The organism is Telluria sp. GW821-FHT07G12, assembly GCF_059418525.1.
Genome location: NZ_JBWKQA010000007.1, coordinates 183,678 through 199,361 on the forward strand (window position 1 = coordinate 183,678; position 15,684 = coordinate 199,361).

13 protein-coding genes are annotated in these 15,684 nt (G+C 64.5%); 10 read left to right on the forward strand and 3 right to left on the reverse strand.

Features of this window, described 5'->3' with window-relative positions:
* Window positions 1-38: 38 nt before the first annotated feature.
* The 3 genes from prfB (at window position 39) to lysS (ending at window position 3,388) form a co-directional block, all read left to right on the forward strand.
* A protein-coding gene (gene prfB / locus AC07PE_RS23120; RefSeq protein WP_498768905.1) for a peptide chain release factor 2 occupies window positions 39-1,143 on the forward strand; the annotation gives its coding sequence in 2 pieces (ribosomal slippage) (window positions 39-119 and window positions 121-1,143; 1,104 coding nt in all).
* 3 nt (window positions 1,144-1,146) lie between these two features.
* Entirely contained in the window at window positions 1,147-1,809 is a 663-nt protein-coding gene (locus tag AC07PE_RS23125) for an HAD family hydrolase (RefSeq protein WP_498768908.1), read from the forward strand.
* A gap of 28 nt (window positions 1,810-1,837) precedes the next feature.
* Window positions 1,838-3,388: a lysine--tRNA ligase gene (gene lysS / locus AC07PE_RS23130; protein WP_498768910.1), complete on the forward strand. Its 1,551-nt coding sequence runs from the start codon at window positions 1,838-1,840 to the stop codon at window positions 3,386-3,388.
* Between the two features lie 173 nt (window positions 3,389-3,561).
* Here lysS and ppnN read toward each other — a convergent pair whose 3' ends face one another.
* Entirely contained in the window at window positions 3,562-4,932 is a 1,371-nt protein-coding gene (ppnN, locus tag AC07PE_RS23135) for a nucleotide 5'-monophosphate nucleosidase PpnN (RefSeq protein WP_498768912.1), read from the reverse strand.
* A 256-nt stretch (window positions 4,933-5,188) separates the two neighbouring features.
* Between ppnN and AC07PE_RS23140 the strand changes: the two genes are divergently transcribed.
* The 4 genes from AC07PE_RS23140 (at window position 5,189) to AC07PE_RS23155 (ending at window position 9,980) form a co-directional block, all read left to right on the forward strand.
* The gene (locus tag AC07PE_RS23140) at window positions 5,189-6,691 is read left to right on the forward strand and encodes a peptide MFS transporter (protein WP_498768914.1); all 1,503 of its coding nucleotides are present in this window, start codon (window positions 5,189-5,191) and stop codon (window positions 6,689-6,691) included.
* A gap of 90 nt (window positions 6,692-6,781) precedes the next feature.
* Window positions 6,782-7,138 carry a translation initiation factor Sui1 gene (locus tag AC07PE_RS23145; protein ID WP_498768916.1) on the forward strand — a complete coding sequence of 119 codons (357 nt, stop codon included), beginning with the start codon at window positions 6,782-6,784 and terminating at the stop codon, window positions 7,136-7,138.
* Between the two features lie 217 nt (window positions 7,139-7,355).
* Window positions 7,356-8,501, forward strand: a complete 1,146-nt coding sequence (locus AC07PE_RS23150) for a GGDEF domain-containing protein (protein WP_498768918.1) — start codon at window positions 7,356-7,358, stop codon at window positions 8,499-8,501.
* Window positions 8,502-8,582: 81 nt separating this feature from the next.
* On the forward strand, window positions 8,583-9,980 hold the full coding sequence (locus tag AC07PE_RS23155; protein WP_498768920.1) for an alpha/beta hydrolase: 1,398 nt from the start codon (window positions 8,583-8,585) through the stop codon (window positions 9,978-9,980).
* Window positions 9,981-9,992: 12 nt separating this feature from the next.
* Here AC07PE_RS23155 and AC07PE_RS23160 read toward each other — a convergent pair whose 3' ends face one another.
* On the reverse strand, window positions 9,993-12,428 hold the full coding sequence (locus AC07PE_RS23160; protein ID WP_498768923.1) for a TonB-dependent receptor domain-containing protein: 2,436 nt from the start codon (window positions 12,426-12,428) through the stop codon (window positions 9,993-9,995).
* A 106-nt stretch (window positions 12,429-12,534) separates the two neighbouring features.
* Here AC07PE_RS23160 and AC07PE_RS23165 point away from each other — a divergent pair, with 106 nt between their 5' ends.
* Window positions 12,535-12,900, forward strand: coding sequence for an NAD(+)--rifampin ADP-ribosyltransferase (locus AC07PE_RS23165; RefSeq protein WP_498768924.1), 366 nt, complete (start codon window positions 12,535-12,537; stop codon window positions 12,898-12,900).
* A gap of 92 nt (window positions 12,901-12,992) precedes the next feature.
* On the forward strand, window positions 12,993-13,688 hold the full coding sequence (locus tag AC07PE_RS23170) for a hypothetical protein (protein ID WP_498768927.1): 696 nt from the start codon (window positions 12,993-12,995) through the stop codon (window positions 13,686-13,688).
* Between the two features lie 7 nt (window positions 13,689-13,695).
* On the opposite strand, the gene AC07PE_RS23175 is transcribed toward AC07PE_RS23170, so the two are convergent.
* Window positions 13,696-14,595 (reverse strand): LysR substrate-binding domain-containing protein, encoded by a 900-nt coding sequence (locus AC07PE_RS23175; protein WP_498768929.1) that lies wholly within the window; start codon window positions 14,593-14,595, stop codon window positions 13,696-13,698.
* Window positions 14,596-14,726: 131 nt separating this feature from the next.
* On the opposite strand from AC07PE_RS23175, the gene AC07PE_RS23180 reads away from it, so the two are divergent.
* The gene (locus AC07PE_RS23180; RefSeq protein WP_498768931.1) at window positions 14,727-15,653 is read left to right on the forward strand and encodes an NAD-dependent epimerase/dehydratase family protein; all 927 of its coding nucleotides are present in this window, start codon (window positions 14,727-14,729) and stop codon (window positions 15,651-15,653) included.
* Window positions 15,654-15,684 lie beyond the last annotated feature (31 nt).

The following is a 15,684-nucleotide window of genomic DNA, read 5'->3' on the forward strand; positions in this document are numbered from 1 at the left end:
CCGGTTCGATTCAACCCTCTAAAAATACGTCACCGACCATGGAAGCTGAACGCATCAACGCCCTTTCCGCCCTGCTGAACGACCTGAGCAGCCGTGAAGCCGAACTTCGGAGGTATCTTTGACTTCGATCGGAAGTCAGAGAAACTAGAACAGGTCAACCAGGAACTGGAAGACCCGACCGTCTGGAACGACCAGAAACGCGCGCTCGAACTCGGCAAAGAGAAGAAAGCCCTGGAAGGCGTCGTCCTGACGCTGGAAAAGGCCCGCTCCAACATCGACGATTCGCGCGACCTGTTCGACATGGGACGCGAAGAAGGCGATGACGACACGATCGAATCCGTCGAAGCTGACGCCGAAGAGATCAAGAAAGTCATCGAGCAGATGGAATTCCGCCGCATGTTCAGCAATCCGATGGACCATGCGAACTGCTTCATCGACATCCAGGCCGGCGCCGGCGGCACCGAAGCCCAGGACTGGGCCTCGATGCTGATGCGCCAGTATCTGCGCTATTGCGAGCGCAAGGGCTTCAAGGCCGAGGTGCTGGAAATCTCCGAGGGCGAGGTCGCGGGCATCAAGACCGCCACCATCAAGGTCGAGGGCGAGTACGCCTACGGCCACCTGCGCACCGAAACCGGCGTGCACCGCCTGGTCCGCAAGTCGCCGTTCGACTCGGCCAACGGCCGCCACACCTCGTTCACCTCGCTGTTCGTGTACCCGGAGGTCGACGAGTCCTTCGAGATCGAGATCAACCCGGCGGACGTGCGCATCGACACCTACCGCGCATCCGGCGCCGGCGGCCAGCACATCAACAAGACCGACTCCGCCGTGCGACTGACGCACGCGCCGTCGGGCATCGTCGTGCAGTGCCAGAACGACCGCTCGCAGCACCGCAACAAGGCCGAAGCCTTCGACATGCTGCGCGCGAAGCTGTTCGAGCTCGAGATGCGCAAGCGCATGGCCGAGCAGCAGAAGCTGGAAGACTCGAAGACCGATGTCGGCTGGGGCCACCAGATCCGTTCCTACGTGCTGGACCAGTCCCGCATCAAGGACTTGCGTACCGGTTTCGAGACCGGCAACACCAAGAACGTGCTGGACGGCGACCTCGACGACTTCATTTCCGCATCCCTGAAACAAGGCGTCTGAGCGATGGCAAACAGCGCATTCATCTTCGACATGGACGGCACCATCGTCGACAACATGGCCTTCCATACCAAGTCCTGGCTCGAGTTCTTCGCGCGCCGCGGCAAGGAGTACGACCCGGAAGCCTTCTTCCGCGAGACGGCGGGCGCCCAGGGCCGCGAGATCCTGCGCGAGCGTCTCGGCCCGGAGATCCCGGACGACGAGATCGCCGTGCTGGCCCAGGAGAAGGATGCGCTGTACCGCGAGATGTACGGCCCGCACCGCGCCGCCATCCAGGGCTTCGAGGACTTCGTGACGAGGGCCGACGAGCAAGGCGTGGCGCTGGCGGTGGCCACCTCGGCGCCGCCGAAGAACATCGTGTTCACCCTCGATGAACTCGACCTGCGCCGCCACTTCGCGGCCGTGGTCGGCGCCGCCGACGTCAAGCAGGGCAAGCCGCATCCGGACGTGTTTTTGAAGGCCGCCGAAAAGCTCGGCATGGCGCCAAGCGACTGCATCGTCTTCGAAGACGCGCCGATGGGCGTGGAAGCCGCGCGCCGCGCCGGCATGCGCGCGGTGGTCATCACCTCCACCCTGCCCGCCGACGCCTTCAAGGAGTTCGACAACGTGATCGCCATCGCCGGCGACTACGACGAGCTGTCGGTCGACGCCCTGCTGGGCCGTTCCTGATCCAAATACTAGACAACCAAGACCTGATATGAGCACCGAAAACCAAGAACAAAGCCAAGAACAACAGTCGACGCTGCAGGCTGAAGACAACAAGATCATCGCCGAGCGCCGCGTCAAGCTGGCCGCCGTGCGCGAAAAAGGGATCGCCTTCCCGAACGACTTCGTCCCGCAGCACAAGGCCGCCGACCTGACCGAGACCTACGGCGGCTGGACCCGCGAGCAGCTCGAAGCCGAACCGCAGCAGGTGGTGCTGGCCGGCCGCATGATGCTCAAGCGCGAAGCCGGCAAGAAGGCGGCCTTCGCGACCCTGCAGGACGCCTCGGGCCCGCGCGCCGACGGCCGCATCCAGATCTACGTCACCCTGGACAACACCGGCGAAGAAGCGATGGAAGCCCTGCGCCACTACGACCTGGGCGACATCCTGGGCGTGGAAGGCACGCTGTTCAAGACCAAGACCGACGAGCTGACCGTGAAGGTCACGACGCTGCGCCTGATCACCAAGTCGCTGCGCCCGCTGCCGGACAAGTTCCATGGCCTGGCCGACCAGGAGACCAAGTACCGCCAGCGCTACGTCGACCTGATCATGAACGAAGAGACGCGCCGCACCTTCAAGGCGCGTACCGCCGCGATCGCGTCGATCCGCCGCTTCATGCAGGACAACGCCTTCATGGAAGTCGAGACCCCGATGCTGCACCCGATCCCGGGCGGCGCCGCGGCCAAGCCTTTCATCACGCACCACAACGCGCTGGACATGCAGATGTTCCTGCGTATCGCGCCCGAGCTGTACCTGAAGCGCCTGGTGGTCGGCGGCTTCGACCGCGTGTTCGAAATCAACCGTAACTTCCGCAACGAGGGCGTCTCGATCCGCCACAATCCGGAATTCACGATGATGGAGTTCTACGCCGCCTACACCGACTACAAGTGGCTGATGGACTACACCGAGGCCGTGATCCGCCAGGCCGCGATCGACGCGCACGGCACCGCCGACCTGACCTACGGCGGCCGCCAGCTCGACCTGGGCAAGCCTTTCCATCGCCTGACCATCGTCGAAGCGATCAACAAGTTCGCGCCGCACTACACCAGCGAGCAGCTGAACGACGCCGAGTTCCTGAAGAAGGAACTGAAGGAAAAGTTCGGCGTGAAGCCGCACGTGATCTCGGGCCTGGGCGCGCTGCAGCTGTCGCTGTTCGAAGAGACCGCCGAAGCCCAGCTGTGGGAACCGACCTTCATCATCGACTATCCGGTCGAAGTCTCGCCGCTGGCGCGCGCTTCGGACACCCGTGAAGGCATCACCGAGCGCTTCGAGCTGTTCATGGTGGGCCGCGAGATCGCCAACGGCTTCTCGGAGCTGAACGATCCGGAAGACCAGGCAGCCCGCTTCCAGGCCCAGGTGGCCGCGAAGGATGCCGGCGATGAGGAAGCGATGTTCTACGACGCCGACTACATCCGCGCGCTGGAATACGGCATGCCTCCGACCGGCGGCTGCGGCATCGGCATCGACCGCCTGATCATGATCCTGACGGATTCGCCGAACATCCGTGACGTGCTGCTGTTCCCGCACCTGCGCAAGGAAGATTGACGATGCGTGACGCGTGATGCGTCACAAAAAAGGCGCGAAACGGGGAACCGTTCGCGCCTTTTTTTCGCCGTCATTCCGGGCATTGCCCGAAATGACTTCCCGTGAAAACGGGAATCCATACGCCGCGTGTTCAGTGCCTCAGCATGGATTCCCGCCTTCGCGGGAATGACGGATCATCTGACCACGCGGTAGCAAGGGATGTATTCCTTACCCGGCAACTTCATCCGGCTCTGCTCCACAAACGACTGCAGCAGCTTGTCCATCGGCGCCATGATCTCGTCCTCGCCGTGGATCTCGAACTTGCCGTACTTTTCGATCGCGCGGATCCCCTCTTCCTTCACGTTCCCGGCCACCACGCCCGAAAACGCGCGACGCAGGTTCGCGGCCAGCAGGTGGGTCTCCTGGTTCTTGTGCAGCGACAGGTTGCGCATGTTCTCGTGGGTCGGGCGGAACGGACGCTGGAATTCGGGATCGATGCGCAGGCCCCAGTTGAAGTAATAGGCGTCACTGCGCGACTTGCGGAATTCGCGCACCTGGCGGATCCCGGTGTGCATCTCCTGGGCCACCGCTTCCGGATCGTCGACGATGATCTTGTAGCGTTTTTGCGCTTCCGGGCCCAGGGTCAGGCCGATGAACTGGTCGATCTGCTCGAAGTATTCCTTGGCGGTCGATGGGCCGGTAAAGACCAGCGGGAACGGCACTTCCGCGTTCTCCGGGTGCAGCAGGATGCCGAGGATGTACAGGATTTCCTCGGCAGTGCCGGCGCCGCCCGGGAACACGACGATGCCGTGGCCGGTGCGGACAAAAGCTTCGAGACGCTTCTCGATGTCCGGCATGATCACCAGGTCGTTGACGATCGGGTTCGGCGACTCGGCTGCGATGATGCCCGGCTCCGAAATGCCCAGATAGCGTCCGCCCTGCAGGCGCTGCTTGGCGTGGCCGATGGTCGCGCCCTTCATCGGGCCCTTCATCGCGCCCGGGCCGCAGCCGGTGCAGATGTCCAGTTCGCGCAGGCCGAGCTGGTAGCCGACGTGCTTCGAGTAGTTGTACTCGACGCGGTTGATCGAGTGGCCGCCCCAGCACACCACCAGGTTCGGATTGCGCTGCGGCTGGATCACGTTGGCGTTGCGCAGGATGTGGAAGACGGCGTCGGTAATGCCTTCAGGCTTGTTCAGGTCGAAGCGCGGATTGTCCGTCACCTCGAAGCTCACGTAGACGATATCGCGCAGCACCGAAAACAGGTGCTCGTGGATACCCTTGATCATCTTGCCGTCGACGAAGGCGTGGGCCGGCGCGCTGCGGATATCGAGCTTGATGCCGCGCTCGCGCTGGATGATCTTGATGTCGAAATCCTTGTAGCGTTCCAGGAGTTCCTTGCCGTCGTCGATCGAACTGCCGGAGTTCAGCACCGCCAGCGCGCATTTGCGGAAGACCTGGTACAGGCCGCCCTGGCTGGTATCGAGCAGCTTTGCCACCTCCGCCTTGGACAGTACTTCGAGGCGCCCTTCCGGGGAAATCAATGTGTCGACAACGTCGTTGGTCATGTTCTGTTCCCTTTCTTTCGTCTATCTGTGCTGAGGTGTTTCCGTACAGCTTCACCACCAATATACGACAACTCGCACGAGTTTGCCCCCACGCTTGCACAGGCTTTTCTTGTCAATACTATTGAGCAGGAAAAAGTTGCCTTAACGAGCAGAATTTCCTCTAAAATGCCACGCTACTGGTTTTGCGCCCGCACACAATGCAGGCAGGCGGGCCAGTCATTCCTATTCTTATAAAACGTATTTGGGGAGGAACCGCATGAGCGGTGCAGCTACTTCTACCGTCGAACAGAAGGCGATCCCGGAATTCAAACAGATCATGGGGCACCCGGCGCCGCTGTGGATGCTGTTCATGACCGAATTCTGGGAACGCTTCGCTTTCTACGGCATCCGTTGGGCCCTGGTGCTCTACATCGTCGCCCAGTTCTACGGCGGCAGCGGCGTCGGCCAGGCCGATGCCAACCTGACCTACGGTTCCTACCTGGCCCTGGTGTACGCCGGCGCCGTGTTCGGCGGCTACATTGCCGACCGCGTGATCGGCTACCAGCGTTCGATCCTGGTCGGCGCGGCCTTCATGGTGGCCGGTCTGTTCGCCATCACCGTCCCCGATCCCAACGTGTTCAAACTGGGCCTGGCGACCATCATCGTCGGCAACGGCATGTTCAAGCCGAACATCTCCGCCATGGTCGGTCAGCTGTACGGCATCAGCGACCAGCGCCGCGATTCCGGCTTCACCATTTTCTACATGGGCATCAACGGCGGCGGCTTCCTGGCCCCGATCCTGACCGGCGCCCTGGCGAACGCCTTCGCCGGCAACACCGGCGTACCGGCCTACAAGGTGGTGTTCTTTGCCGCCGGCGTCGGCATGATCCTGTCGTTGATCTGGTTCCAGATCGGCCGCCGCAGCCTGAAAGGCATCGGCGCCGCCACCGGCCCGCTCCAGAATCCGATGCGCGTCGTCGGCGTGGTCATCGGCGGCCTGGTCGTCATCCCGGCCGTCTACTTCCTGCTCAAGATGGGCGCCGAGAAGCTGCAGGGCATCCTGTCCGTGCTGTTCATCGGCCTGGCCCTGATGCTGCTGGTCGAAGGCATCCGCAACGGCAAGGTCGCACGCGACAAGACCATCGCCATGCTGCTGATCTTCTTCTTCAACGTGATGTTCTGGTGCTTCTTCGAACAGGCAGGCAGCTCCTTCACCTTCCTGGCCGAGTACATCGTGCGCCGCGACTTCGGCGGCTGGGTCTTCCCGACCGGCTGGTTCCAGTCCGTGAACACGCTGGCGATCATCGTTTGCGCACCGATCGTGGCCGCCGTCTGGGTCATGATGGGCCGCGCCAATCCGTCCATCCCGCGCAAGTTCGGCCTCGGCCTGATCTTCAACGGCCTGGCCTTCCTGCTGCTGATGTTCACCCTCCAGCACCTGGTCGGCGCCGACAACAAGATCCCGTTCTGGACCCTGTTCATGGTCTACGTGATCCAGTCCATTGGTGAGCTGTGCCTGTCGCCGATCGGCCTGTCGATGGTCACCAAGCTGGCCCCGACCCGCCTGGTGGGCCTGGGCATGGGCGGCTGGTTCCTGTCGACCGGCATCGGCAACAACCTGTCGGGCATCTTCGCTTCGATGGTGTCGGGCGAAAAAGGCATGACCACCCAGTCGGCCCTGGAAGGCTACACTTTCGGCTTCTGGGCCCTGATCGGCTCGGGCGTGCTGCTGTTCCTGATTGCGCCGCTGATCCAGAAGCTGATGCATGGCGTGAAGTAAGTCTCACCCTGCTTCGGCATCGATGAAAACGGCGGCCTGCGGGCTGCCGTTTTTGTTTCTTTAACCCGAATCATTTGCTCTTGATAAAGTATGAAAAGCAGCTCAAACAGCAAACTCGTCTATTCCACCGAAACCGGCCGCATGTGCCCCGAATGCCGGCAACCTATGTCCGCATGCACCTGCAAAGCCAAACCCGTCATCAAAGGCGATGGCGTGGTACGCGTGTCGCGCCAGACCAAAGGCCGCGGCGGCAAGACGGTGACGATCGTGAAGGGTGTGGCGCTCGATGCGATTTCGCTGGCCGCTTTGGGCAAGCAGTTGCGCACCGCATGCGGCTCCGGCGGCACCGTAAAAGACGGCGTGATCGAAATCCAGGGCGATCACTGCGACCTGGTCATGGAAACCCTCAAGAAGCTGGGCCACGACCCGAAGCGTGCGGGCGGTTGAGCGAACGCGCGTCTCGGGAAGCGCGCTTGCCGGATGTTGCAAGCAGGAGGGCGGCGCATATATTTACATTGCATTTTGGTAACAATTCGCAGTAAACTCCTGCAAAGCTGCGGCCACACTGCCCGCCGCCCGTCAGAACCTACCCCACCGAGGCCCCGTGGAACTTTTACTCTATCGCTGGAGTACGCTCGCGCAATTCGTATCCGACGCGATGATCATGGCATTCCTGCTCGTACTCTACCGTTCGGTACGGCGGCCCGAGCTCAAGCCCCAGGTCCTGGCCTGGACCGCCAATGCGATCGGGCTCGGCATCACCGTGTGCTACTGGGTGCTCCACCCCCAGCACCCCTTGCTGCGAAAAACGATGGCGATGGTCTACGTCAGCAGCAAGCTCGCCTTTGCCTGCCTGCTGATCGTGGGCGTGCTGGCGCTCGCCGGCCGCAGCGTGCAGCGCCGCCATGCGGGCCTGGCGCTGCTGGCCTGCCTGGGCTACGGCCTCGGTGTCGCCCTCAGCTATCGTTCGATCGACCAGCTCGGCATGTACAACGCCACCGCGCTCGGCCTCGTGCTGTGGTCGGCCGTGGCCATCGTGCTGCGCGAGCGTCCGCTCGGCTGGCACTGGCTGGCCGCCGGCATCGCCATCCGCGCGGCCTTTGCCAGCGTCGAGTCCTTTGCCTACGTGGCGCAGCTGATGGCCTTCGACTGGCTGCCGCCGACCCTGGTGGCCTCTTACCTGGCCGCGCATTCTTCCTTCGACGGCGCGGCGGAATGGATGATCGTCCTCGGCTGCGTGCTGGCGATGTACCGCATCATCGCCGCCGAGCTGGCCCACAGCAATCGCGAGATGAGCGCGGCGCGCGAGCACATGCGCCAGCTGGCGGAAAGCGACATGCTGACCGGCCTGGCCAACCGCCGGACCCTGATGCCGGCGCTGCGCGCCACGCGCGCGCAGGGGGCGTCGATCCTGTTCTTCGACCTGAACGACTTCAAGGACATCAACGACCGGCACGGGCACCAGATGGGCGACGAATGCCTGAAGCGCTTCGCGAACACCCTGCGCGCCAACTTCCGCCCCGGCGACACCCTGATCCGCTATGCCGGCGACGAATTCATCGTGGTGGCGCCGGCCGTGCGCCCGGACAGCATGACGGCGAGGATCGCCTCCGCGCGCGCCCAGCTGGGCGTGGCCGCCGACGGCACGCCGCCAATCCGGTTCTCGGTCAGCCTGTCCTTCCTGGAATTCGATGGGGACGTCGAGGCCGCCGTCGCTGCGGCGGATTCGGCGATGTACGTCCAGAAGAAGCGCAAGCAGCGGGCTGCCGGCGAGATGCCGGCGTTCCAGGCCCGGGCCGCCGGCGGCTGAGCCGGCGCGCCTGCCTCCATCATTTCTCCACAGTTGGGTTGCACACTCGGCCGGATCTCCAATCCGTCACCGAAAGGCACCATGAACATCTCGATTCGCGCACGCCTGGCATCGCTGGCCCTGTTCGCTTCCACATCGCTGGCGCATGGCGGTCCCCTGCAAGACCATTCCGGTTACTGGATGGGAGAAATGAAAGTGCCGGACGGGCCAGTCCTGCACATCGGCGCGGAATTGTTCGTGCGTGCGGACGGCAGCGCCTGGGCCAGCGTCGCCTCCCCGGACCAGGGCGCCTACGACATCCCGGTCAAGGCCATCCGCGATGCGCCTGACGGCAGCTTCATTCTCGACGCCGGCTTTTTTGCCCTCGAGATGCGCTGGGCCAAGGACCACTTCGACGGCACGTTCAGGCAAGGCAAAGACAATCTGCCGCTCAGTTTGCGCCAGGTCGACAGCTTCCCGGGAACGGCGCGCCCGCAAGACCCGCGTCCGCCCTTCCCCTACAAGGACAAGGAGATGGCGATCGCCAGCCGCGACGGCGTGATGCTGGGTGCGACCCTGTCGGTTCCGGATGCGCCCGGCCGTCCGAATGCCGTGGTGCTGGTGGCCGGCAGCGGGCCGCAGACGCGCCACGTGCAAAACGCCGGGCACCGCATGTTCGACGTGCTGGCCGACCACCTCGCGCGCCAGGGCATTGCCGTGCTGCGCTACGACAAACGCGGCGTCTCGCGTTCGGCCGGCGACTACGAGGGCCACACCGGCGCCGGGCTGGCTGACGACGCCTACGCAGCCGTGCAGGCATTGCGGGACAGCGGCCGTTTCGGCCGCATCGGGCTCATCGGCCACAGCGAGGGCTCGCAAGTGTCCGCCGCGGTGGCGGCTGCACACCCGGAAGCGGTCGATTTCGTGGTGTCATTGGCCGGGGTCGGCATCTCGGGCCTGGAACTGGAACTGCTGCAGGACCGCCAGCATGCGCTGGACAATGGCGCAAGTCCGCAGGAACTCGCGCGCCTGATGCCCTACGTACGCAAGTATTACGACACGGTGCTGGCGACCGCCGACGGCGAGCCGCGGATCGCCGCCCTGGAAGCCTTGCATGCGGCGCTGCCGGCCGAAGACAAGGCGCTCGTCGCCAGGCGCCACATGAACGTCGGCACCCTGTCGCCCGGCCCGGCGGCACAGCCTTTCCTGCCTGCGCTGCTGAAGGAAGACCCGCGCACCAACTGGCGCGCCACCCGCTGCCCGGCGCTGATATTGCACGGCGGTCTGGACCACCAGGTGCCGGCAAAAGAAAACGTCGGCGGCATCCTCGCCGCACTGAAGGCTGGCGGGAACGGAAAGGCCAGCTCGGCGCTGCTGCCCTCGCTGAATCACGGTTTCCAGACCGCGCGGACCGGCGCCGCCGAGGAATACGCAAGGATCGCCGAGACCATGGCGCCGGCCGCCATGCAGAAGATTGCCGGCTTCGTTCGCCGGCAATGATGCCTGGCGCAGTTAATCCCGGGCGGCCGGCTTTGCCTGGGACTGAGGCTGGGGCTGTGCCGCCTTGTCCTGCGCCTGCTGCATCTCCTGCGCACGCTTGATCGCTTCGCGCGCCGCCGGGCTGTCGACGTTCACGCCCGCGGCCGCCATCGCATTGCGCACGGCATCGTTGCCGGTCACGCCGCCAAAGGTGTAGCGCAGGCCCACGTAGATGCGGCGCTGGTGCACGGTGGTGTCGGTGCGGTCGCGGAGCAGGTCGGTCTCGACGCGGAATTTCTGGCCGGTGGAGTTCAGCACGTCGTTGGCACGGATGTTCAGCGACAGGCGCTTGTCGAACTTGTGCTCGTAGGCCAGCGTCATCATGCCGAAGGGCTCGCGATAGCCTTCGCCCGACAGCAGCTTGCCCTGGCGGAAGCCGAACACGTTCAGCGTGTTGTCCGGGTTGATGATCCATTGGCCGCCGCCCTGCAGCTGCAGCGAGGGCGAGGAGCGCTTTTCGCCGGTCAGGCCCAGCGGGCCGACGCGGTCCTGCTCGATGAAGCCCCAGTTACCGTTGAACATGAAGCGGATGTTCGGCATCTTGAAGCCGCCTGGTTTCCAGTTCGGCGGGATCATGCCCATCAGTGAGAACTCGATGCCGCCCGAACGGCGGTCGCCCAGGTTTTCGCGCGTGGTCAGCAGCGTGTTCGCATCGAGGAAGACGCGGCGCTCGGTGATCACGTCGGCTTCGCGGCGCAGGTAGGCGCGCACGCTGGCCGGCGCCAGGCCCATGATCTTGGTTTCGTAGCCCAGCTCCAGCGAGTGCAGCTTGACCGCGTGCAGGCGTGGGTTGCCCGAGCTGACGTAGTAATCGTTGGCGTAGTTGACGAAGGGGTTCAGCTCGCCCGAATTGGGACGCGAGATGCGGTCGGCGTAGGACAGGCGCAGGTTCGAATTCTGGTCCAGCTTGTAGGTCAGGAACAGGCTGGGCAGGTAGCTGGTGTACTGGTTGGTGGCCTGGATGCCGGTCGTGACCTGGTCCAGGTCCTGGTCGGTGCGCTCGACGCGCAGGCCGCTCTTGAACGACCACAGCTTATTCAGCGGCATCTCGTAGGTGCCATACACGGCCAGGACCTTCTGGTCCAGCTCGAACAGATTGCTGCGACGGGTGTCCAGGCCGCCACCGCCGGTCAGGAACAGGTAGCGGTTGTCGGCGGTCTGCTGGGTGCGCTGCCAGCGCGCGCCGGCGTTCAGGAAGCCCGCCCCGGCCTTGCCCGAATAATCGGTGCTCAGGTCGGTGATGCGCACACGCGTCTCGACGTCCTGGGCGTAGTCGCGCAGGACCGGTCCGCAAGCGCAGGACGTCGGCGCGTTCTGGTACAGGGTCGAGGTGTCGGCGGTGTTCGTGTTCGAGGAATGGCGCAGGTCGACCTTCAGGGCCTCGCCGTCGGCGGCGAAGCGGCGCTCGAAGCCGGTCACGATCTCATGGTTGAGGGCATCGCCGTCGGTATTGCGGCGGGTGCGGTAATCGATCACCGGCGACTGCGTGGTGCGGAAGTCCGTGAAGTGCTGGTTCGACTCGCTGTCGTTGCCACGCTTGTTGACCGAGACCGAACCGGTGACGGTGTCGCGCTCGCTGTAGTTGTAGCGCCCGCCCAGGCCTGCCTGCACGAAGGTGTTGACGCCGTGGCTGTTCGAGTCCTGGCGCAGGCGGCTGACCGCGCCCGTCGACGGGTCGATGGCTTCGCGCAGCTGTTCGGTATCGGTGTCATTGCCGTCGCGGCGCAGGTTCAGGCTGCCGTTCACGGAAGCGTAGCCGGCGCTGTAGCTGCCGTTGGCGAAGGCGTTGCCGCGGCCGCCCGGGGCAACCGTGCTGGCCACGCTGCCGTTGCCGCCCGGCTTGGTGTAGCGGCGCGAGATCAGGTTCAGGATGGGGCCGCCGCCCGCTTCGTTGCCGAATTCCGCGCCCGGGTTGTTGATCACCTGGACCGATTCGTAGTTTTCGGCCGGCAGCGCATTGATGGCGGCGGCGCGGTTCTCGCCCTGCAGCTGGGCGGTCGGCTTGCCGTCGACCAGCACCGTCACGCGCTCGCTGCCGCGCAGGCGCACCGTGCCGTTCGGGTCGACGTTCACCGAGGGCACATTGTTCAGCACGTCGCCGATCGAGGCGCCGGCGGTGGTGGCGTCGTTCTTGATGTCGTAGACCTGGCGGTCGACGCGGTTGGTCTGGCGCTCGCTGACCACATTCACCGTAGCGATCTCGCCGGAAGCCTGGGGCGGGTCCGCCGTCACCGCCGCCGCCGGTTTCGCGTCCGGTTTTGCAGCAGGCTTGGCCGCCTTCGCGTCAGCGGGTTTGGCTTCGGCGGGCGCCGTTTGTGCGCCGGCGTTCAGGCTCAGGAGCAACAGCGCGACGGCGGCGGGGATGGCCTTGCAGACGGAGGGGAAGGAGGTCCCGGAGTGGCTCGACATATGTATAAGAAAGATGATAAAAAGGAAAAAGATTAACCGTAGGAAAATATCATCTTTTGCCCGGATCAGCTAGTCTTTGCGGGTCATCTTTAGAGGAGGAAGCCACATGAGCAATCAGGAATGGAGTCCGGTCACCCACGAGAACTGCGGTGATGTCCAAGGCCCCTTCTACCACGGCACCGGCTGCCGTCTCGCGCCAGGCGAACTGCTGCTGCCGGGCTTCGAATCGAATTACGAGGAAGGCCGCGGCCATATCTACCTGGTCGAGCCGGTCGGCCCCTTTGAAGATGACCCGAATCTCACCAACAAGCGCTTCCCCGGCAATCCCACGCGCTCCTATCGCACGCGCCAGGCGCTGCGCATCGTCAGAGAGCTGAAGGAGTGGGAAGGCCATGCGCCGGAAGCGATCCGGCAGATGCTGGATCACCTGGCGGAACTGCAGCGCAGCGGCCGCGCAACGATCGAGGACTGAGCATGCGTTTCGCTAAACCAGTCGTCCTCTGCGCCGCATTGTTGTGCGCGCAGAGCCATGCCGCGGCGCCCGCCTATGACGGTCGCACACCCATGATCGAGATGGGTCCGGTGTGGTTTGATCCCGCGCTGTCGGCCGACGAGCAACTGAGCATCGCGCGCATGCTGGTGGAAGCCGACGCCCACATCGCCGCGGTGTATGGCGAACGCCGTGCGCCCATCCGCCTCATATGGTGCAAGACGGACGAGTGCACGCTCTACTTCGCCGGCACCGATCGCCGCCCATTTACGGCCACGGGCAAGAATCAGCGCAAGCAAGGCGGGCAATTCACCTTCACCTTTCCTGCCGTGGTGGTATTGGGGCGCCCGCGCAGCTTTACCGGCAACGTGCTCAAACACGAGATGTCGCACATGGAGTTTCGTACGCGCCTGCACGGCGCCTCGATACCGGCCTGGTTCAACGAGGGTGTCGCCACCTGGGTCGGCGGTGAGCACGACAGCTTCTGCCGGCCCGGCATGAAAGGCGTCGACGATCTGTCCGAACTCGAACGCGGCCCGGCGTGGCTGGCCTACACCAACGAGCACCGGGACAAGTCGCGCATGACCTACTGCCAGGCGCGCAACGAGGTCGCGGACTGGATCGCCGAGCACGGCGGATTTGCCGCCGTCCTGGACCTGCTGGCCAAGCGAGCCAAAGGGACGCCCTTCTCCTCGCTGTACGGACGCGAGCGCGCGCGGCTGGCGGCGCCCCCACCGCCGGCGGCGACGGACGACGACGAAACCGACTAGCCCTCGCTCACTCGAGCGTGCGCCGCATCGCCTCCATCTCGCCGACGATCCAGGTACGGAACTGCTGCACCTTGGCCATCGTCTCCTTGTGCGGATTCACCAGGAAGCGGTAGCCGTTCCCATACGGTGCGCTGCGGCAGTTCAGCACGCGCAGGGCGCCGGACGCGATGTCCTCGAACGCGATCCCATACGGCACCAACGCGATGCCCTGCCCGGCCACCGCGGCCTGGGCCAGCACGCCCCAGTGGCTGAAGGTGCGCGAAAAATCGTACTTGCCCTTGAGTGCCTTGTTCTCGTTCAGCAGCTGCAGCCAGGCTTCCGGCGTGCGCTCGCACAGCAGCGGGAAGCGCGCCAGGTCGGATAGCAGCAGCGCGTCCTGGCCGTCCTCCAGCAGCTCCGGGCTGTAGACCGGCACCAGGCGCTCGCGGAACAGCATCGCCGGATCGCCGTCCTTGACCGGGCCGAAGCGGATCGCGACGTCGACGCCGTCGTCCAGCAGGTCGACCGGGGTGTCGTTCGAATCGATGCGGATATCGAGTTCCGGATGCAGCTTGGTAAAGCGCGGCATGCGCGGCACCAGCCATTTGATCGCGAAGGAGTGGGTGGTCGAGATGCGCAGGATGGCCTCCTCGTCGCCGCGCTGCAGTGCGGCGACCTTGGAGCGCAGGTCGCCCAGCGAGCGGCCGACCGCGATCGCCAGCTCCTGCCCCTTTGCCGTCAGTGCGATATGGCGCGGATGGCGCACGAACAGCGGGAACCCGACCGCCTCCTCCAGCTGCTTGACCTGCAGGCTGACGGCGGCCGGCGTCTTGTGCAGCTCCTGGGCCGCCAGCTTGAAACTGCCCCAGCGGGCAGCGCATTCGAAATCGATCAGGCCGGACAGGCTGCGCAAAGGCTTCAACGTCACTCCATGCGTAAGTTTTTCTTATTCATCGCAGCGTTTTTTTCTTGTTTGAACAATTGCTGCACTGCATACAAAATATAGCTGATTCGCCAAGAACTAGCTATATGTATAGCGTCTTCAGCGTAAGGAAAACCATGTCCAAGAACATCCTGGTGATCGGCGGCACCCGTTTCATCGGCAGGCTGCTCGTGCAGCGGCTCCTCCACGCGGGCCACCGCGTCACCATCGTCACGCGCGGCTACGCGCCCGATCCCTTCGGCAGCCGCATCCAGCGCATCCGCGCCGACCGCCGCAACGAACTCGCCATGCGCGCCGTCGCCAAGGCCGGCCCCTTCGACATCGTGTTCGACCAGATGTGCTACAGCCCGCTCGATGCGGCGATCGCCGTGCGCACCTTTGCCGGCCAGGTCGGGCGCTACGTGATGACCTCCACCATCGACGCCTACCGCGTGCTCGGCTTCGAGCATGACGGCTTGTTGAACGAAGATGCGCTCGCGATCGAGGCCCAGGCCATCGACGCGTCCTATCCCTGGCACGACCCGCGCCGCGCGACCGACTGCTATGTGACCGGCAAGGTGCAGGCCGAGGCCTACCTGGTGCGCGACGGTTCGCTGCCGCTGGCGACGCCGCGCATGGCCCACGTGCTGGGCGGTCCGGAAGATTTCACGGGCCGGCTGGCCCATTACGTAGAACTGGCGCGCGCCCGCGGCACGCTGCACTATTCGAAGGAAGATGCGGCGGTGTCCTTCATGACCGCGCATGCGGCGGCCGACTTCCTGTTCTGGACCGGGATGCAGGACTTCACGGGACCGGTGAATGGCGCCTGCGATGGCGCGCTGTCGGCATATGGGCTTTACCAGCGGGTTGGCGAGGTACTGGACACGCCGGTGCGGACGCGGCGCGCGACGCCGCCCGATGCGCCGGGGCGTTTGTCGCCCTTCGATCTGCCGGGGGCGATGGTGCTGGATACCTCGCGGGCGAAGGCGCTGGGTTATTCGTTCGGCCATACCGACGAATGGCTGGACCACACCATTCGCCAGCACGACCTGGCTTTCGTTTAGGCCGACTGCCCATAAACGTCATTCCCGCGAA

Coding starts and splice junctions, on each gene's coding strand:
- AC07PE_RS23155 (WP_498768920.1), top strand. CDS start 8,583: ATGAACATCTCGATTCGCGCACGCCTGGCATCGCTGGCCCTGTTCGCT.
- lysS (WP_498768910.1), top strand. CDS start 1,838: ATGAGCACCGAAAACCAAGAACAAAGCCAAGAACAACAGTCGACGCTG.
- AC07PE_RS23180 (WP_498768931.1), top strand. CDS start 14,727: ATGTCCAAGAACATCCTGGTGATCGGCGGCACCCGTTTCATCGGCAGG.
- AC07PE_RS23140 (WP_498768914.1), top strand. CDS start 5,189: ATGAGCGGTGCAGCTACTTCTACCGTCGAACAGAAGGCGATCCCGGAA.
- AC07PE_RS23170 (WP_498768927.1), top strand. CDS start 12,993: ATGATCGAGATGGGTCCGGTGTGGTTTGATCCCGCGCTGTCGGCCGAC.
- AC07PE_RS23165 (WP_498768924.1), top strand. CDS start 12,535: ATGAGCAATCAGGAATGGAGTCCGGTCACCCACGAGAACTGCGGTGAT.
- ppnN (WP_498768912.1), bottom strand. CDS start 4,932: ATGACCAACGACGTTGTCGACACATTGATTTCCCCGGAAGGGCGCCTC.
- AC07PE_RS23125 (WP_498768908.1), top strand. CDS start 1,147: ATGGCAAACAGCGCATTCATCTTCGACATGGACGGCACCATCGTCGAC.
- AC07PE_RS23145 (WP_498768916.1), top strand. CDS start 6,782: ATGAAAAGCAGCTCAAACAGCAAACTCGTCTATTCCACCGAAACCGGC.
- AC07PE_RS23150 (WP_498768918.1), top strand. CDS start 7,356: ATGGCATTCCTGCTCGTACTCTACCGTTCGGTACGGCGGCCCGAGCTC.
- AC07PE_RS23160 (WP_498768923.1), bottom strand. CDS start 12,428: ATGTCGAGCCACTCCGGGACCTCCTTCCCCTCCGTCTGCAAGGCCATC.